The organism is Streptomyces sp. NPDC058964 (assembly GCF_042741275.1).
Lineage (GTDB): Bacteria > Actinomycetota > Actinomycetes > Streptomycetales > Streptomycetaceae > Streptomyces.
In genome coordinates, this window is record NZ_JBHYKH010000154.1 from 1 (window position 1) to 17,582 (window position 17,582).

Consider the following 17,582-nt stretch of genomic DNA (forward strand, 5'->3'; position numbering starts at 1 on the left):
CACTCAAACGGACCGAGCACCGCAACTGGCTACCACCCGCACCGGACACCGTGACCATCACGCGGCACGGCACAAGCTAAGTCACCGGCATTGGGGCTAGGTCCGGTCCGCCTCCGCCAGAGGGCTCGGAGCGCGGGGTCAGCGGGGCGGCCCGCCAGGCCACCACCAAGTGCGGGGTCGCTCTTGCGGGCTCAGGCATGGTGGGAGGCGTGCCGCTCGCTCAGCGCTTCCAGCAGCAGTTGCTCGTCCACCACGTCTCGGCCGGCCAGGATGGCCCGCTTGGCTGCCGCTTCCGCCGCTTTGACCAGCTCGGCATGGCTCAGACCGGATGCACTGTCTGTCACGGCGTCCCACCGTACTGTGCCTGTATCCATTCCGGCTAGCCGTCGGCGCATGACCTCCACGGCTTGCTCGGGCGTGGGGGCGCCGTACGTGGCGATCATGTCGAAGCGGCGGAAGAGCGCCCGGTCCAGAAGCTGGTGGTGGTTGGTGCCGGCGACGACCAGGCTCTCAGAGGGAGCCTCGTCCAGGAACAGCAGGAAGGAATTCAGGATCCTGCGGGCCTCGCCGACGTCGTTGCCTGCCGCTCGCTCGGCGCCGAGGGCATCGAATTCGTCGAACAAGTAGACAGCGCGGGTCTGGGCGACCGCGTCAAAAACCAGGCGCAGTTTTGCTGCGGTCTCGCCCATAAACCGGCTGATCAGCCCGTCCAGACGGATGGTGAACAACGGCAGCTTCAGCTCGCCGGCCAATGCTGCGGCGGTCATGCTCTTTCCGGTTCCTGGAGGGCCGGACAGCAGGATGCGGTGCACTGGAGTGAAGCCGAAACGCTCCAGCCGGGCGCGCTGACGCTGCTCGTGCAGCACGCGGTCCAGAGACGCTCGTAGCCCCGCGTCCAGGGTCATGTCGTCAAGTTGGGTGTCTGGGTAGCCCGCTGTCAGAAGGCTGGTGAGCTCGCCGCGGGGCTGCACGACCGGGGTTGCGGCATTCCGGCTGCCAGCTCTGCTCTGCTTCTGCTGCGCGGTCTCAACCAGCTCACGCAGTTCTACAGCGAACTTCCCCTGCCCCTGGCGAGCGGACTTTGCCGCCACCTGCAGGGCGACGCTATAGAAGAGGTCGTCGTTGGCTTCGGCGTGTGCTCGCACGAGAGCTTTCAGGTGCTCGGCGTTTGCCGCCATACGCCTGTCACCCTTCCGATGCCAGCTATCTGTGAGAGAGGTCTACCCAGGAGCCGATGGGCACCTGCGTCGCCTGCATCGTACGGCTCGAGGCGGCAGAGTGTTGCCTGGACGTTCCCGCTCACCGACCGTAGCAGCGCACTGTCGATCAGACCCATGCGGCCAACCTGCCCCACAGAGTGGCCATCAGAGCGCCTGAGCAGCGACACAACGGGCCTGACACCCCATCAGAACGAGCGTCAAATGAGCGTCACGAGCGTCATTTCAGCGTCAAGATATCGCCCGTAACGCCCACACCGCACATAATGCGCACGCACAAAACCGCAGGTCAGGAGCCCTTCGCGGCCGGTTCGAGGATGGCGACACACTCCACGTGATGGGTCATCGGAAACAGATCGAACGCCCGCAACGTCCGCACCCGGTAGCCACCCTCGCGGAAGTACCCGAGGTCCCGGGCCAGGGCCGCCGGGTCGCAGGCGACGTAGGCGATGCGGCGGGCGCCGAGCGACGTCAGGTGCGCGACCGTCTGACGGCCGGCGCCGGCGCGCGGCGGGTCGAGGACGATCAGGTCGACCTCGGTGATGCCGGTACGCGGCAGGACCGACTCGACCTTGCCCTGCTCGATGCGGACGCGGGGGAAGTCGGCGAGGTTGTGGCGGGCGTCCTCGACGGCACGCTTGCCGGACTCGATGCCGAGGACCGCGCCCTTCTCACCGAGGCGGTCCGCGAGCGCGCCGGCGAAGAGGCCGACGCCGCAGTAGAGGTCGAGCGCCATCTCGCCCTTGCGCGGGAGCAGGCCCTGCATGACCGCCGTCACCAGGGTGTCCGCCGCCTTCGGGTGGACCTGCCAGAAGCCGCCGCTGCCGACGCGGTGGGTGCGGCCGTCCGCGCGCTCACGGACGAAGGGGCGGCCGTGGACGCGGTGCACGCCGCCGTCCTTCTCGCCGACCCGCATCACCGACACGGGCTTGTCCAGCTCGACGATCGGCAACCGGGCGCCCGGCCTCGGAGTCAGGATCACCTGACGGTCCTGCGAGCCGGTCGCCGCGATCGCCTCGACCGACTCCATGCCGGACCAGTCACGCTTCTCGATGCCCAGCTCGGTCACCCCGGCGGCGGCGATCATGCAGTGGTCGATCCGCTCCACCTCGTGCGAGCGGTGGCGGCGCAGGCCCGCGTGGCCCTCGGCGTCGACGGCGTACTGCACGCGGGTGCGCCACCGGGGCACCTCGCCCGCCGGCAGCTTGTCGCCCTCGGCGGGCATCACCGTGCCGTCCCAGCCCGCCTCCTCGGGTGTGAGACCCGCGAGCCGCCGGAGCTGCTCGGCGATGACCTCGCCCTTGAGGCGGCGCTGGGCGCCGGGCTTGGCGTGCTGCCAGTCGCAGCCGCCGCAGCGGCCGGGGCCGGCGTACGGGCAGGGGGCCTCGACACGGTCCTTGGAGGCCTCCAGCACCCGGACCGCGTCGGCACGCAGATAGCGCGCGCCCTCCTCGCCCTCCGTCACCCGGGCCACGACGCGTTCGCCCGGCAGCGCGTGCCGGACGAACAGCACCTGGCCCTCGGACGTGCGGGCGATGCAGTGACCGCCGTGGGCGACGGGGCCGACCTCGACCTCGTACTCCGCCCCCACGAGCGACCCCACCTGCGACTTCTTCGGTTCTGCCTGCATGGTGGGGTGACTCCAGATCGAGTGGCGTACAACAGCCCACCAGTCTACGTCGTCACCCGCACCCCTCAGTCCCGGCCGCTGGGCTCCTTGGCCCGCTGCTCGGCCGGACCACGGCGCACGGCACCCGGCGCGTTCCACTCCTGCCGCTTGCGGGCGCGGATCTTCGCCGCCTCGGAGGACTCCAGCTGGTAGGGCACCGACGTCACCATGACGCCCGGCGTGAACAGCAGGCGGCCCTTGAGGCGCAGGGCGCTCTGGTTGTGCAGCAGGTGCTCGTACCAGTGGCCGACCACGTACTCCGGGATGATCACCGAGACCGCGTCGCGGGGGGACTCGGCGCGCAGGCTCTTGACGTACTCGATGATCGGGCGCGTGATCTCGCGGTACGGCGAGTCCAGGACCTTCAGGGGTACGTCGATGCCGCGCCGCTCCCACTCCTCGCGCAGCGCCTTCGTCTCCGCCGGGTCGACGTTGACGGTGAGCGCCTCCAGGGTGTCCGAGCGCATCAGCTTGGCGTAGGCCAGGGCGCGCAGGGTGGGGCGGTGGATCTTGGAGATGAGGACGACGGAGTGGACGCGGGACGGCCGCACGCTGTCGTCGCTCGGGCCCTCGGGGGCGGCGATCTCCTCGGAGACCCGGTCGTAGTGGCGGCGGATCGCGGTCATCGTCGCGTAGAAGATGCACATGCCCAGCAGGGCCACCCAGGCGCCGTGCGTGAACTTCGTGACCAGGACGACGACCAGCACCAGGCCGGTGAAGAAGGCGCCGAAGGCGTTGATCGCGCGGGAGCGGACCATGTGGCGGCGCTTCGCCTGGTCCTTCTCGACGGCGAGGTGGCGGTTCCAGTGCCGCACCATGCCGGTCTGGCTGAGCGTGAAGGACACGAACACGCCGACGATGTAGAGCTGGATCAGGCGCGTCGAGTCGGCGCCGTAGATGAAGACCAGCAGCATCGCCGCGCCGGCCAGCAGCACGATGCCGTTGGAGAAGGCCAGGCGGTCGCCGCGGGTGTGCAGCTGGCGCGGCAGGTAGCGGTCCTGGGCGAGGATCGAGCCGAGCAGCGGGAAGCCGTTGTACGCGGTGTTCGCCGCCAGGAACAGCACCAGCGCGGTGGCGGCGGCGAGCAGGACGAACAGGAAGCTGCCCTTGCCGAAGACCGCCTCGGCGACCTGGGAGATCACCGGGTTCTGGACGTAGCCGGAGCCGACCGGGCTGCCGTTGTGGATGAGGTCGGTGGCCGGGTGCTCGGCCATGCGGACCTTGGTCGACATCGCGAGGGCGATGATGCCGCAGAACATGGTCACGGCCAGCAGGCCCATCATCGCGAGCGTGGTCGCCGCGTTCTTGGACTTGGGCTTGCGGAAGGCGGGGACACCGTTGGAGATCGCCTCGACGCCGGTGAGCGCGGCACAGCCGGAGGAGAAGGCGCGGAGCAGCAGGAAGACGAGGGCGAAGCCCGCCAGGCCCTGGTGCTCGGCCTTGATGTGGTAGCCGGCGGTCGGGGCGCGCATGGTGTCGCCGAGGACCAGGCCGCGGAAGGCACCCCAGGCGATCATGATGAACACGCCGCCGACGAACACGTACGTCGGGATCGCGAAGAGCTTGCCCGACTCCTTGACGCCGCGCAGGTTCATCAGGGTCAGCAGCACGATCACCGCGCTCGCGCAGAGCACCTTGTGCTCGACGACGAAGGGCACCGCGGAGCCCAGGTTCTCGATGCCGGAGGCGATGGAGACGGCGACGGTCAGGACGTAGTCGACGAGCAGGGCGCTCGCGACCGTGAGGCCGGCCTTGGGGCCGAGGTTGGTGGTGGCCACCTCGTAGTCGCCACCGCCGCTCGGGTAGGCGTGGACGTTCTGCCGGTAGGAGGCGACGACGGTGAACATCAGCACCACGACCGCGACCGCGATCCAGGGGCTGAAGTGGTACGCCGACACGCCCGCGATGGACAGGACCAGCAGCACCTCTCCCGGGGCGTAGGCCACGGAGGACAGCGGGTCGGAGGCGAAGACGGGGAGTGCGATGCGCTTCGGCAGGAATGTTTCTCCCAGCCGGTCACTGCGCAGAGCGCGCCCGATCAGGATCCGTTTGGGCACGTCGGTCAGTTTGGACACGACAGAGCATGGTAGAGCTTCGAACTGGTTGTCGCCCACCCACGTCTCACGATCTGCCTCATGAGTGAAATCACGTACGACTGGAACTGCGGATTCCGCGGCCGACGGGCTCTCCGTGCCTAGATGGCAAACCCCGCCTCTCGCCGACCCACGGAGGTTCCATGCCCGCGACGGCAGAGCTCATCGGCGCAGCTGCCGCACTGCTCGGCCTCGGAATCCTGACCCTGCTGAGCGTGCGCAGCATCACTCGGGGCACCGGCCGGTCCGGTCTCCCCCGGGGCCCGGCGCACGGTCCGGATCCCGGCCCGCGGCGCGGTGCGCGGACGGCGCCGCCGTGCCGTGCGCGGGGCCGTCACTCGCGCGGTGCAGGCTCGATGGAGGCACGAGCGGGGCTGTCAGTGCCTGCGGTTACGGTGGACTTGGGCACACACGGGTGGCGATCCGTACCCGCAGGGGATCACACGGGGGATTCCCCGGCATGATGTTGCCTGGTGGACCGACGAACAGGTCCCCCGACCCGTTGCCCCGGCGAGCCGAGAGAAGGATATGAGCACTGCGTTCACGCAAGTCAGCGGCCTAGCGAGGAGTGCGGGGTAAGACCGTGCACATCGTCATCATGGGCTGCGGAAGAGTGGGCTCCGCTCTTGCCCAGACCCTGGAACAGCAGGGCCACACGGTCGCCGTGATCGACCAGGACCCCACGGCCTTCCGTCGGCTGGGCCCGGGATTCGGCGGCCGCCGGGTCACCGGCATCGGCTTCGACCAGGACACGCTGCGCGAGGCGGGCATCGAGGAGGCCGGCGCCTTCGCCGCCGTCTCCAGCGGTGACAACTCGAACATCATCTCCGCGCGCGTGGCCCGCGAGATGTTCGGCGTGGAGAACGTCGCGGCCCGCATCTACGACCCCCGCCGCGCGGAGGTCTACCAGCGCCTGGGCATCCCCACCGTGGCGACGGTCCGCTGGACCGCCGACCAGATGCTGCGCCGTCTGCTGCCCTCCGGGGCGGAGCCGCTGTGGCGCGACCCCACCGGAGGAGTCCAGCTCGCCGAGGTGCACGTGTCGCCGAAGTGGGTGGGCCACAAGATCAGCAAGATGCAGGAGGAGACGGGCGTCCGCGTGGCGTTCCTCACCCGCCTCGGCGAGGCGATCCTGCCCACCTCGCAGACGGTGCTGCAGGAGGGCGACCTCGTGCACGTGATGATGCGGACGGACGACGTCGAGAAGGTCGAGGCGGCGTTCGCCGAGGGTCCCGAAGAGGAGGGCGGTCACTGATGAGGGTCGCCATTGCCGGTGCCGGTGCGGTCGGCCGTTCGATCGCCGGCGAACTGCTCGAGAACGGCCACGAGGTCCTGCTCATCGACAAGGCGCCGACCGCCATCTCGGTCGAGCGCGTCCCGCAGGCCGAGTGGCTGCTGGCCGACGCCTGCGAGATCACGTCCCTGGACGAGGCGGCGCTCCAGCGCTGCAACGTGGTGATCGCCGCCACGGGCGACGACAAGGTCAACCTGGTCGTCTCCCTGCTGGCGAAGACGGAGTACGGCGTCCCGCGCGTCGTGGCCCGCGTGAACAACCCCAAGAACGAGTGGCTGTTCAACGAGGCCTGGGGCGTCGACGTGGCCGTCTCCACCCCGCGTCTGATGTCCGCCCTGGTCGAGGAGGCGGTGAGCGTCGGCGATCTGGTCCGTCTGCTGCGCTTCAGCCACGGCGACGCCAACCTCGTCGAGCTGACCCTCCCGGAGGAGTCGGCCCTGGCCGGCACCCAGGTCGGCGACGTCGAGTGGCCCGAGGACACCTCTCTGGTCACCATCATCCGCGGCACCCGGGTCCTCACCCCCTCCAAGGACGACTCCCTCGAGGCGGGCGACGAGCTCCTGTTCGTGGCCGCGCAGGCCCGGGAGGAGCAGCTGGAGGACCTCCTGTCGGTGCGGCGGGAAGAGGGCTGACGGTTTCAGCGGGTTACGGCGGAAAGGGCGCCCAATTGGTTCAGGGCGCCCTTTCTCACCGGTCCGTCAGGGGTCCCGGTACGTCGACACCGGTGCCGGGACACGTCTCACGCCGGTGCCGGATCACGTCTCACGCCGGTGCCGTCCGCCGGTCGTCCCGCCCTGCTCCGCCGCGAGTGCCGCCTTGCGCTCCTCCTCGGTCTTCTCCTCCGCCTCCATCTCCGCGAAGACGTCGATCGGCGCGGGCGCCTTCGCGAGGAAGACCCAGGTGAGCCAGACGGCGAGCAGGAACGGCGGGATCTTCAGGGCGACCAGGACCCAGCCGAGCTGTGCCGTGTTCGCCCACCAATAGAGCGGGAAGAGGATCGCGCACTTGCCGAGCAGGATCAGCCCCCAGGCCCAACTGGCCTTGGCGTAGGCCTTCTTGCGGCCGGGGTTGCGGGTGCGCCAGGAGAGGTTCTCCTTGAACACCGGGCCGAGGATGAGGCCGATCAGGGGGACGCCGGCGAGGGTCGTGATGATGTACGCCAGGGCCAGGCCCAGCGTGTAGAGCATGCCGGGGAGGTAGAAGTCCTTGGCGTTGCCGGTGAACATCGCGAAGACCACACCGAAGGCGACGCCGAAGACACCGCTGAAGGCGTGCTTGACGGTGTCCTTCATCGCCAGCCGGACCACGACCAGCACGAGCGACACGGCCAGCGCGGCGATGGCGGACCAGTGCAGGTCCTTGCTGATCGTGAAGATCGTGACGAACAGCAGGCCGGGCAGGACCGTCTCGACCATGCCCCGGACACCGCCGAACGCCTCGAACAGCGCGGCCTCGGTCACCGCCCGGGCATCGTCCTGCTGAGTGGTGTCTTCGGTCGCCTTGTCGAGTGACGTCACGGGCTACTCCCGTCCGAGGGGTCTCAGTTCGTACTTGGGGTTGAACAGCACGCGGCGGCCCCGGCTCATCGAGATCCGGCCCGACGCGATCAGCCTGCGTCCCGGTTCTATCCCCACGATGGAGCGCCTGCCGAGCCACACCACGTCCAGGGCGGCGGAGCCGTCGAACAGCTCGGCCTCCAGGGCCGGAACTCCCGCACGCGGCCGCAGGGTGACCGTGCGCAAGGTACCAGTTACCGTCACTATCTGTCGGTCGTGACAGTCACCGATCCGGATGCAGCCCGCCGTGTCGGCGTCCTCCCGCAGTTCCTCGGACTCCAGGTCCTCCTGGGACGAGGAAAGCCGGTCGAGCATGCGGCGGAACCGGCCCACCGGCTTTTCGGAACGAGGAACAGCACTCATATCTGAAGCGTACCGGGGTGCACCGACGGCAACGTACCCGCGGGCCCTCGGCTCGAACCGGGACGGCTCATCTCTCGAACCGGTATCCCATGCCCGGTTCGGTGATGAAGTGCTCGGGGTGCGACGGGTCCGCCTCCAGCTTCCGGCGCAGCTGGGCCATGTACACGCGCAGGTAGTTCGACTCCGTCCCGTAGGACGGCCCCCAGACCTCCTGCAGCAGCTGCTTCTGGCTGACCAGGCGACCCGTGTTGCGCACCAGCACCTCCAGCAGGTGCCACTCGGTGGGGGTCAGCCGTACGTCCCTGCCGTTTCGGTTGACCTTCTTCGCGGCCAGGTCGACGGTGAAGCCCTCGGTCGCCACCAGGACGTCGTCGTCACCGCCCCCGGCGACGGGCTCGGCGCGGCGCACCGCGGCCCGCAGCCGGGCGAGCAGCTCGTCCATGCCGAAGGGCTTGGTCACGTAGTCGTCGGCGCCCGCGTCGAGCGCCTCGACCTTCTCGTCCGAGGAGTGCCGGGCCGACAGGACCAGGATCGGCACCCTGGTCCAGCCGCGCAGACCCTTGATCACCTCGACGCCGTCCATGTCGGGCAGACCCAGGTCCAGCACCACCACGTCGGGGTGGCGGGAGGCGGCGAGCTCGAGGGCGGTCCGGCCGTCGGCGGCCGCGTCGACCTCGTACTTGCGGGCCTTGAGGTTGATCACGAGGGCGCGCACGATCTGCGGCTCGTCGTCGACCACGAGCACCCGGGTCATGGGGCCTGCCTTTCCGGTTGTGCGGAGGTGAGCTGTGCGGAACTTGATCCTGTCGCGCGGAGGCTCAGGACCATGGTGAGACCACCGCCGGGCGTGTCCTCGGCGTCGAGGGTGCCGCCCATCGCCTCGGCGAAGCCGCGCGCGACCGCCAGACCGAGGCCGACGCCCGCGCCGCGCGGAGAGTCGCCGTAGCGCTGGAAGGGCTCGAAGATGCGCTCCTTGGCCTCGTCCGGGACGCCCGGCCCCTGGTCCACGATCCGCACCTCGACCCGGTCGGAGAGGGCACTGGCGGAGACGACCACGGTCCGGTCGGGCGGGCTGTACTTGACGGCGTTCTCCACCAGGTTGGCCACCGAGCGCTCCAGGAGCCCGGCGTCCACGGCGACCATCGGCAAGGTCTCGGGGACGTCCAGGTCCACGCTGCCCTCGGGCACGCCGCCCAGCGCCATGGGGACGACCTCGTCGAGGTCTGTCTCGCGGATGATCGGGGTGACCGTACCGGTCTGCAGCCGGGACATGTCGAGCAGGTTGCCCACCAGGTGGTCGAGCCGGTCGGCGCCCTCCTCGATGCCCTCGAGGAGTTCCGCCCGGTCCTCCTCGGACCACGCCACGTCGTCGGACCGCAGCGAGGAGACCGCCGCCTTGATCCCGGCCAGGGGGGTACGCAGGTCGTGGCTGACGGCGGCCAGCAGCGCCGTGCGGATGCGGTTGCCCTCGGCCAGCGCGCGGGCCCGGTCGGCCTCCTCCTGGAGGCGTGTGCGGTCCAGCACGACGACGGCCTGCGCGGCGAAGGCGGCCAGTACCCGGCGGTCCTCGGCGGGCAGCACCCGGCCCGTCAGCGCGAGCGCCAGGTGGTCCCCGACCGGCATGTCGACGTCGGCGTCCTCCGGCCGCTCCAGCGGGCGCCCGAATCCGGCGCGGCCGGCACAGGTCCACGGCTCGACCTCACCCGCACGTTCCAGCAGGGCCGCCGACTCCATCCCGAAGGTCTCCCGCACCCGCTCGAGGAGCTCGTCCAGGCCGGTCTCGCCGCGCAGCACGTTGCCGGCCAGGAAGGAGAGGATCTCCGACTCGGCGCGCAGGCGGGCCGCCTGATGGGTGCGCCGGGCCGCCAGGTCCACCACGGAGGCCACCGCCAGCGCGACCCCGAAGAAGATCACTATGGCCACGATGTTCTTCGGGTCGGCGATCGTCAGCCGGTGCAGTGGCGGCGTGTAGAAGTAGTTCAGCAGCAGCGACCCGAAGGCCGCCGAGGCGAGGGCCGGGAGGAGTCCGCCGAGCAGTGCCGCCGCGACCGTGAAGGTCAGGAACAGCAGCATGTCGTTGGCGAGGCCGAGGTTCACGGTGTCCAGCAGCACCGCCATGACGGCGGGGCCCGCCAGCCCGACGCCCCAGCCCCAGATGATCCGGGCGCGGCCGAGCCGTGCGCCCCGGGCCACCGGCAGTCCGCGCCCCTTGGCCACCTCTCCGTGGGTGACGATGTGCACGTCCAGGTCGGGACCGGACTCACGCGCGACGGTGGCGCCGACGCCGGGCCCGAAGACGTACTGCCACGCCTTGCGCCGGGAGGAGCCGAGGACGATCTGGGTGGCGTTGACGCCGCGAGCGAAGTCGAGCAGGGCGACCGGTATGTCGTCGCCGACGACGTGATGGAAGGTGCCGCCGAGGTCCTCGACGAGGGTGCGCTGGACGGCCAGCTCCTTCGGGGACGCCGAGCTGAGGCCGTCGCTGCGCGCTATGTAGACGGCGAGGACCTCGCCGCCGGCGCCCTTCTCCGCCAGACGGGCGGCCCGCCGGATCAGCGTGCGCCCCTCGGGACCTCCGGTCAGGCCGACCACGATCCGCTCGCGCGAGCCCCAGATCGCGGAGACCCGGTGCTCACTTCGGTACTGCTTCAGGTACTCGTCGACGCGGTCGGCGACCCACAGCAGGGCCAGTTCGCGCAGGGCGGTGAGGTTGCCGGGCCGGAAGTAGTTCGACAGCGCCGCGTCGACCTTGTCGGACTTGTAGATGTTGCCGTGTGCCATCCGCCGCCGCAGCGCCTGGGGCGACATGTCGACCAGCTCGATCTGGTCCGCCCGCCGCACGACCTCGTCGGGAACCGTCTCCTGCTGCCGGATGCCGGTGATCGACTCCACCACGTCGCCCAGCGACTCCAGGTGCTGGATGTTCACCGTCGAGATCACGTCGATCCCGGCGGCGAGCAGCTCCTCCACGTCCTGCCAGCGCTTGGCGTTGCGCGAACCCGGAATGTTGGTGTGGGCGAGTTCGTCCACCAGGGCGACGGCGGGCGCGCGGCGGAGCACGGCGTCGATGTCCATCTCGGTGAAGACGGCGCCCCGGTACTCGAGTTCCCTGCGCGGAACCTGTTCCAGGCCGTGCAGCATCACCTCCGTGCGCGCACGGCCGTAGTGCTCGACGAAGGCCACCACGCAGTCGGTGCCCCGCTCGATACGGCGGTGCGCCTCGGACAGCATCGCGTAGGTCTTGCCCACACCCGGTGCCGCGCCGAGGTAGATCCGAAGCTTGCCGCGTGCCATGGCCCCATTGTCTTCCGGTTACTGCTGCCTACGCAGCGTCGACCTTACGGCCAACAATCCTGGCGAATGGGACGTGGGGTCGAGGAGCGGGCATCTTTGACGCAACCCTGATGTGGCACGACGGCCGCGTGACTCAGTGCTCCACGATCTCGCCGTCGCCCAACTCCAGCACCCGGTCGGCCAGGTCCAGCAGGGTCGCGTCGTGCGTGGCCACCAGCGCGGTGACCTGCTCGCTGTGGACAACGGCCCGCAGCAGCTCCATCACCGCGTGACCCGTCTCGGCGTCCAGCTGACCGGTCGGCTCGTCGGCGACAAGGAGCGCGGGCCGGTTGGCGAGGGCACGGGCCACGGCGACGCGCTGCTGCTGACCGCCGGAGAGCTCCCCGGGCCGCTGGGCCGCGTGGTCGGCCAGGCCGACGAGGGAGAGCAGCAGTTCGACGCGCTCCTCGCGCTCGCGCGGGTCGGCCCTGCGCAGCCTCAGGGGCACGCCGACGTTCTCGGCGGCGGTGAGGATGGGGATGAGCCCGAAGGACTGGAAGACGAAGCCGATGCGGTCCCGGCGCAGCTCCAGCAGACCGCTCTCGCCGAGTTCCGCCAGGTCGCGCCCGTCGACCGTGACCTGCCCCCGGTCGGGCGTGTCGAGGCCGCCGACGATGTTCAGGAGCGTGGTCTTGCCCGATCCCGAGCGCCCCTTGAGGGCGACCAGCTCGCCGCGCGGGACCTCGAAGGAGACACCGCGCAGGGCGTGCACGACGGCGGCTCCGTGACCGTACGACTTGTGGACGTTCTCGACACGCACCATGGTCTCGGCGACCACTCCGCTGTCGCTCATGCAGCCTCCCCCGTGTACCGGGCGCCAGTATCACTGTCGGGCGCCCGGCCGTTCAACAGGTCGGGGTCAGGCCGGGTTGTCACCGTGGGTGAGGGTCTCCCAGGCGACGAAGAGGTTGTTGCTGCCTGCCGGGCGGTTGTTCATGGTGAGCGTCCGAGTGTTGGTCATGGCGATGCCGAGGCGGTTGTGCAGGGCGTTGTAGCCGACCTCGGTGACGGGTCCGAGCCCGAGGCTGAGGGAGCCGCCGCACAGCCAGCCGGGGACGGCCGCACCGAGCTGGTACTTGGCCTGGAAGCCCAGCGCCTGCCGCAGCCGCTCGCCGACGTCGGTGCCGTACAGGTCCTGGCCCTGGATCCGGCTGGTCTCGGCCACGTGCGAGATCGCGGAGATGCCGTATCCGGTGTGCGTGAAGTCCCGGCAGGTCTCCTGGGTGAGCCCGGTGACGAAGGTGGACTGGCCCTGCCAGTAGGAGACGATCTTGGCGGTGGTGTCGAGGTGCTGGCTCGGCACGGTCTTCGGCACGGAGCCGTCCGAGGTCAGGTAGACGTACGCGGCCGTGCGCGTGCGGAACTTCGCCATGGCCGTGTCGTAGGACGCCTTGTCGTCGAGGAAGACGGAGATGCCGACGGCGGCCTCCGTCATCGACAGTTCCCAGTTGCCGTTCGAGTTGGAGCCCTTGATGACGACCGGCAGGTAGACGTTGCGGAGCATGGTCGCGAAGCGGCCTGAGTTCGCCCAGCCGCCGGTGTACGTGTACTTGATGATCTCGGCCGCCCTGGGCCAGGAGGAGCCCGCCCAGCCGGTCTGCAGGGGCGCGTTGCTGTTGGTGTGGCCGGTGATCGTGGCCGACCAGGCGTCCATGATCTGGATGGCCTTCTGGGCGTAGCGGGCGTCCCGGGTGATGTACCAGGCGAGGGCGTCGGTGTAGGCGGCCATGGCGTCCTCGCGCTCGTCGGTGCAGCCGTGGTTCGGGTCGGAGTACGAACCGCACTCGACGGTGGCGCGGGGCTTCGGGGTGCGGTTCAGGTCGGCGTACTTGCCGGTCAGCATCTGGTCGTAGGCGCCCTTCCAGGGCTGGACGCCGGCCAGGACCTTGCTGCGGGCGAAGTCCAGCTGCCCCTGCGAGACGCTGACTCCGGGGTGGACGAAGGCGGTGGGGGCGGCGTCGGCGCGGTGGGCTGTGGGGGCCGCGAGGACACCGAGGACGAGGGTGGTGACGCACGCGGGGAGCGCGGTGCGACGCATAGCGACTCCGTTCTTGTACGTGAACATGGAGCGCCTTTGTGAACAGGCGTTGGCCGGAACGTAGGTACAGACCATTCGCCCGTCAAGGGGTCGCGCACGCGAAAGGGCCGTACCCCTGACTGGGGTACGGCCCTTGAACCGCTCGGCCGAGCGGAGTGCTCAGCGCACCTCGGTGATCTCCGGACCGCGCTGCAGCTGGCCCATGCCGCCGGAGAAGCGCGAGGACTCCTCCTGCTGGACGCCCTCGGGGACCATCTGGGCGTCGTTCGGCAGCTTGAGGACGATCGGGTCGCGGGGCGCCATCGGGCCCTCGCCGCGGACCACGACCGTGTCGCGGAAGATCTGCTCCAGCAGACCGGCCGCCTGCGGCTGGACCGCTCCCTGGCCCGAGATCACACCACGCAGGAACCAGCGCGGGCCGTCCACACCGACGAACCGCACGACCTGGAAGCCCCCGGTGCCGTCCGGCAGCTGTACCGGCACCTGGGCCCGCAGCTCCCAGCCCAGCGGACCCTCGACCTCGTCGACGATGCCGCCCTGCTGGGTGATGCCGGAGCCGATCTCCTCGCGCACCTCGCCCCAGATGCCCTCGCGCTTGGGCGCGGCGAAGGCCTGCAGCTGGATGGCGCTGTCGCGCAGTACGACCGTCGCCGCGACGATCGCGTCGCCCGCGACCTCCACCCGCAGCTCCATGCCGTCCACACCCGGCACGAACAGACCGCCGAGGTCCACCCGGCCCTCGCCCGGCTCGCGCACCTCGGTGTCGTCCCACGGCCCGTCGGGCCGGGGCGCCGGCTCGAGGCGAACGCGCTCGCGCTCGCCCTCTTCCTCGTCCGCCTCGGTGTCGACGCTGTCGACGACCTGCTCGGCCTCGCCGGCCGCGTCCTCGGCGGCACCCTTCTTCTTGCGACGTCCGAACACGTCACTGTCCTTCCCGGTCGGATACGACCGAAGCGTATCGATTCCCACCCGTCCGACCGCCTTCGGCGGCCTGACCGCTTGTGCCGCTCACGTCGCCCACCGCGGCATGACCGCCGGTGGACCCGAAGCCCCCCTCGGCCCGCGCCGAGCCGGGAAGTTCCGCGACCTCCTGGAAGCGGACCCTCTCGACCTGCTGGACGACCAGTTGGGCAATCCGGTCGAAGCGCTCGAACCGCACAGCCTCGCGCGGGTCGAGATTCACCACGATCACCTTGATCTCCCCACGGTACCCGGCATCAACCGTCCCCGGGGCATTCACGAGGGCGACACCGCAGCGGGCGGCGAGACCGGATCGGGGGTGCACGAAGGCCGCGTACCCCTCCGGGAGGGCGATCGACACTCCCGTGGGCAGTACGGCCCGCTCCCCCGGCTTCAGCTCGCACGCCTGCGTCGTCCGCAGGTCGGCTCCCGCGTCACCGGGGTGCTCGTACGCCGGAAGCGGTACGTCGGGGTCGACACGGCGGATCAGTACGTCCAGGGGGTTCACGGGGCTCACGGGTTCACCTCGAAGGCACGGGCGCGCCGGATCTGGTCCGGGTCGCTCATGGCCGCCTGGATCTCCTCCCTGCGGCCGTTGTTGACGAAGTGCTCGACCTCGACCTCGATGAAGAGGGCGTCGGCACGGACGGCGACGGGGCCGACGGGGCTGTCGATCCGTCCGGTGGCGGTCGAGTAGATCTTCCGCCCGGCGACGGCGATCACCTCGGCCTCCAGGTGCAGGGTCGTCCCCACCGGCACCGGCCGCACGAAGTCCGTCTCCAGCCGGCCGGTGACGGCGATGGTCCGCAGCAGCCCGTTGAGCGAACCGAGCGTCTCGTCCAGGGCGGTGGCCAGCACGCCGCCGTGCGCGAGACCGGGGGCACCCTGGTGGGCGGGCTGCACGGTGAACTCGGCCGTGAGGGAGACGCCCTCACCGGCCCGCGCCTCCAGGTGCAGCCCGTGCGGCTGCTCGTGGCCGCACCCGAAACAGTGCTCGTAGTGCGCACCGAGAAGCTCACCGGGCGCGGGAGCGTCGGGGTGCCGCGCGGGTTTCACGGCATCGGCGGGAGGCTTAAGAGCTGCGGAACTACCACTCACAGGCGCAGACCTTACCCGCGCGTCGGCGGTATCCGGACACCGTGCCAAGCTTGGCTCCATGCAGCCCTCCGCCACCCCCTACGAAGAACGCCTCACCGCCCCCCGCTCCTGGTGGCTGATCAGCTTCCTGGTCGGGGTCTCCTTCGCCCTGATCCTGCTCCCGTTCGGCACCCTGCCGCTGCTGGGCGGCCTGGTGGGCGGCACGGCGGCCGCGGCGGTGGTCGCCAGTTCCTACGGCTCGATCCGCATCCGCGTCGTGGGTGACTCCCTGATCGCGGGCGAGGCCAAGATCCCCGTGTCGGCCCTGGGCGGTTCGGAGATCCTGGACCCGGAGGAGGCCCGCGCCTGGCGCACCTACAAGGCCGACACCCGTGCCTTCCTCCTCCTCCGCGCGTACATCCCCAGGGCACTGCGCGTCGAGGTCACCGACCCGGACGACCCCACGCCGTACCTCTACCTGTCGACGCGAGAGCCGGAGAAGCTGGCCGCGGCGATCGAGGCGGCACGGGGAGCGACGACGGCCTGACGGGCCCGGCCCGGGCCCCGGATTCTCCGGAGGTGCGGCCGCCGTTGATGCGCGACGGGGCCGGACGGGGCGCACGAGGCCTCATGTTGCCGGTGGCGGACGGGGCCCCCACGGCGTCCCTGAGCGACCCGCTGCGCCTGCGCCGAGCTCCTGCGGGAGGGCGGGGCGCGCGAAGTCCCCTCGGGGGCGGTCGCAGCGCAACCCGCGACGGTCACGCACCCGCCGAACTCCGACACGGCTGACCCCGACCCCCGCTACGACAAGGCTGGGCACCCGCGGCGCGGCCGAACGCCCGAAGACCCCTCGCCGTGACCCCGCGGTCACGCGCTCGCGACGTACCGACACGGCGGCCTCGAGCGGCGCTCTACGGCGGCGCGGAGCCCCCTGGGGCGGGGCGGGTCGGGGCAGCGCAGAAAGCCCCTCACGGCAGCGCTGGGGCCCCTTGAGGGCAGCGCGCCGCCCGGTCGGACCCGATCCTGGAAAACCTCCGCGGGGGCCGGTTGCCACCGCCGCACAGCGCCACTCGTCCACGTCACGGCCGCCGGGCGCCCCGCAATGGACACTCCCGCCCCAGATGAGTGTGCGAGCGGCCCGAAAGCTCGCCCGTTCGGATGAGTCGCGCGGGCTGCCTGCCCGGCATCCGCGGGGCGATCCGTCAGCGCTCGAGTTCCTTGGCGATGTCCCCCAACGTCAGAGGCTCAGCCGGCGGCTCCAGCGGAGGCAGTTCGGTCAGGGCATCCCAAGGGACCTGGATCTTGCGGAGGTCGGAACGGATCCGTGCCGCGAGTTTCTTGGTGTCCCGGCGGTTCATCACGGCCCCGACCGCCGCGCCGACCATGAACGGCATCAGGTTGGGCAGGTCGCGGACCATCCGCTTCATGATCTGCTGGCGCAGCTCGCGCTTCATCTGGCTGCCGAGGGCGCGGTCGTACGTCGACGGCCTCATCACTTCGATCCCGCGCTCCCCCGACCAGGAGGACAGATACGCGGTACTGCGGGCCTTGAGGCTGCCCGGCGGCCGTACGCCGTAGACCTCGTGCAGCTCGGCGATCAGCTTCAGCTCGATCGCCGCGACGCCGGTGATCTCCGCGGCCAGCTCGGTCGGCATGGCGGGCGGCACCGGCAGCATCGCCGCCGCCCCGACGCCGGCCCCGACCGTCGAGGTCCCGTGGGCCGCACCGGCCACGAGTTTGTCCGCGAGCTCCTCGGGACCGAGGCCCGGAAACTGTCTGCGCAGGGTGGCGAGGTCCCGTACGGGGATTCGCGGGGCGATCTCGATGATCCGGTCCGTGAGGTACGCCAGGCCCGCCCTGGCGCGGCTGCCGCCCATACGGACGCCTTCCCGGGCCCTTTCCCGCGCCTTTTCCCGCCCTGCCGCGGGGCCCCCGCGGTGGTCTGGGGCGGGGGGGGGGGGGGGTGGCGGGGTGGGGCCCCG

At 70.6% G+C, this 17,582-nt stretch carries 16 protein-coding genes; 3 read left to right on the plus strand and 13 right to left on the minus strand.

Annotated elements, in window-relative coordinates:
• Positions 1-191: 191 nt before the first annotated feature.
• The 3 genes from ACFW2E_RS20355 to ACFW2E_RS20365 form a co-directional block, all read right to left on the minus strand.
• A complete protein-coding gene (locus ACFW2E_RS20355; RefSeq protein ID WP_384468297.1) occupies positions 192-1,178 on the minus strand; it encodes an AAA family ATPase in 987 nt (328 codons plus the stop codon).
• A gap of 328 nt (positions 1,179-1,506) precedes the next feature.
• Positions 1,507-2,847: a class I SAM-dependent RNA methyltransferase gene (locus ACFW2E_RS20360; protein ID WP_384468299.1), complete on the minus strand. Its 1,341-nt coding sequence runs from the start codon at positions 2,845-2,847 to the stop codon at positions 1,507-1,509.
• A gap of 65 nt (positions 2,848-2,912) precedes the next feature.
• Positions 2,913-4,961 carry an APC family permease gene (locus tag ACFW2E_RS20365; RefSeq protein WP_384468301.1) on the minus strand — a complete coding sequence of 683 codons (2,049 nt, stop codon included), beginning with the start codon at positions 4,959-4,961 and terminating at the stop codon, positions 2,913-2,915.
• 601 nt (positions 4,962-5,562) lie between these two features.
• On the opposite strand from ACFW2E_RS20365, the gene ACFW2E_RS20370 reads away from it, so the two are divergent.
• Together ACFW2E_RS20370 and ACFW2E_RS20375 are read left to right on the plus strand one after the other, a co-directional pair.
• On the plus strand, positions 5,563-6,234 hold the full coding sequence (locus ACFW2E_RS20370) for a potassium channel family protein (RefSeq protein WP_384468303.1): 672 nt from the start codon (positions 5,563-5,565) through the stop codon (positions 6,232-6,234).
• The gene (locus tag ACFW2E_RS20375) at positions 6,234-6,905 is read left to right on the plus strand and encodes a potassium channel family protein (RefSeq protein WP_384468305.1); all 672 of its coding nucleotides are present in this window, start codon (positions 6,234-6,236) and stop codon (positions 6,903-6,905) included. Before ACFW2E_RS20370 ends, ACFW2E_RS20375 begins: the two co-directional genes overlap by 1 nt.
• A 123-nt stretch (positions 6,906-7,028) precedes the next feature.
• Here the strand turns inward: ACFW2E_RS20375 and ACFW2E_RS20380 are convergent, their stop codons facing one another.
• The 9 genes from ACFW2E_RS20380 to ACFW2E_RS20420 all read right to left on the minus strand — a co-directional run bounded on the left by ACFW2E_RS20380 (position 7,029) and on the right by ACFW2E_RS20420 (position 15,621).
• Positions 7,029-7,790, minus strand: coding sequence for a DUF3159 domain-containing protein (locus ACFW2E_RS20380; protein WP_384468307.1), 762 nt, complete (start codon positions 7,788-7,790; stop codon positions 7,029-7,031).
• A 3-nt stretch (positions 7,791-7,793) separates the two neighbouring features.
• On the minus strand, positions 7,794-8,192 hold the full coding sequence (locus tag ACFW2E_RS20385) for an OB-fold nucleic acid binding domain-containing protein (protein ID WP_362327433.1): 399 nt from the start codon (positions 8,190-8,192) through the stop codon (positions 7,794-7,796).
• A gap of 67 nt (positions 8,193-8,259) precedes the next feature.
• The gene (locus ACFW2E_RS20390) at positions 8,260-8,946 is read right to left on the minus strand and encodes a response regulator (RefSeq protein WP_384468309.1); all 687 of its coding nucleotides are present in this window, start codon (positions 8,944-8,946) and stop codon (positions 8,260-8,262) included.
• Positions 8,943-11,486 (minus strand): ATP-binding protein, encoded by a 2,544-nt coding sequence (locus ACFW2E_RS20395; protein WP_384468311.1) that lies wholly within the window; start codon positions 11,484-11,486, stop codon positions 8,943-8,945. The genes ACFW2E_RS20390 and ACFW2E_RS20395 overlap by 4 nt, the downstream gene beginning before the upstream one ends.
• A gap of 133 nt (positions 11,487-11,619) precedes the next feature.
• Positions 11,620-12,318: an ABC transporter ATP-binding protein gene (locus ACFW2E_RS20400; RefSeq protein WP_384468313.1), complete on the minus strand. Its 699-nt coding sequence runs from the start codon at positions 12,316-12,318 to the stop codon at positions 11,620-11,622.
• Between the two features lie 66 nt (positions 12,319-12,384).
• The gene (locus ACFW2E_RS20405; protein ID WP_384468315.1) at positions 12,385-13,563 is read right to left on the minus strand and encodes an alginate lyase family protein; all 1,179 of its coding nucleotides are present in this window, start codon (positions 13,561-13,563) and stop codon (positions 12,385-12,387) included.
• A gap of 159 nt (positions 13,564-13,722) precedes the next feature.
• Positions 13,723-14,484, minus strand: a complete 762-nt coding sequence (locus ACFW2E_RS20410) for a DUF3710 domain-containing protein (protein WP_384468317.1) — start codon at positions 14,482-14,484, stop codon at positions 13,723-13,725.
• Between the two features lies 1 nt (position 14,485).
• A complete protein-coding gene (gene dut / locus ACFW2E_RS20415) occupies positions 14,486-15,040 on the minus strand; it encodes a dUTP diphosphatase (protein WP_384468319.1) in 555 nt (184 codons plus the stop codon).
• A complete protein-coding gene (locus ACFW2E_RS20420) occupies positions 15,037-15,621 on the minus strand; it encodes a PaaI family thioesterase (RefSeq protein WP_384468321.1) in 585 nt (194 codons plus the stop codon). Before ACFW2E_RS20420 ends, dut begins: the two co-directional genes overlap by 4 nt.
• A 58-nt stretch (positions 15,622-15,679) precedes the next feature.
• Here ACFW2E_RS20420 and ACFW2E_RS20425 point away from each other — a divergent pair, with 58 nt between their 5' ends.
• Complete coding sequence (locus tag ACFW2E_RS20425; RefSeq protein ID WP_384468323.1) at positions 15,680-16,147, plus strand: DUF3093 domain-containing protein; 468 nt, start codon at positions 15,680-15,682, stop codon at positions 16,145-16,147.
• 655 nt (positions 16,148-16,802) lie between these two features.
• Here the strand turns inward: ACFW2E_RS20425 and ACFW2E_RS20430 are convergent.
• Positions 16,803-17,582: hypothetical protein (locus tag ACFW2E_RS20430; RefSeq protein ID WP_384468325.1), on the minus strand; the 780-nt coding region annotated here is incomplete at its 5' end.

Bases quoted from the DNA above. Each gene is read 5' to 3' on its own strand.
- ACFW2E_RS20355 (WP_384468297.1), bottom strand. From the start codon at position 1,178: ATGGCGGCAAACGCCGAGCACCTGAAAGCTCTCGTGCGAGCACACGCC.
- ACFW2E_RS20360 (WP_384468299.1), bottom strand. From the start codon at position 2,847: ATGCAGGCAGAACCGAAGAAGTCGCAGGTGGGGTCGCTCGTGGGGGCG.
- ACFW2E_RS20375 (WP_384468305.1), top strand. From the start codon at position 6,234: ATGAGGGTCGCCATTGCCGGTGCCGGTGCGGTCGGCCGTTCGATCGCC.
- ACFW2E_RS20385 (WP_362327433.1), bottom strand. From the start codon at position 8,192: ATGAGTGCTGTTCCTCGTTCCGAAAAGCCGGTGGGCCGGTTCCGCCGC.
- ACFW2E_RS20390 (WP_384468309.1), bottom strand. From the start codon at position 8,946: ATGACCCGGGTGCTCGTGGTCGACGACGAGCCGCAGATCGTGCGCGCC.
- ACFW2E_RS20395 (WP_384468311.1), bottom strand. From the start codon at position 11,486: ATGGCACGCGGCAAGCTTCGGATCTACCTCGGCGCGGCACCGGGTGTG.
- ACFW2E_RS20400 (WP_384468313.1), bottom strand. From the start codon at position 12,318: ATGAGCGACAGCGGAGTGGTCGCCGAGACCATGGTGCGTGTCGAGAAC.
- ACFW2E_RS20405 (WP_384468315.1), bottom strand. From the start codon at position 13,563: ATGCGTCGCACCGCGCTCCCCGCGTGCGTCACCACCCTCGTCCTCGGT.
- ACFW2E_RS20425 (WP_384468323.1), top strand. From the start codon at position 15,680: ATGCAGCCCTCCGCCACCCCCTACGAAGAACGCCTCACCGCCCCCCGC.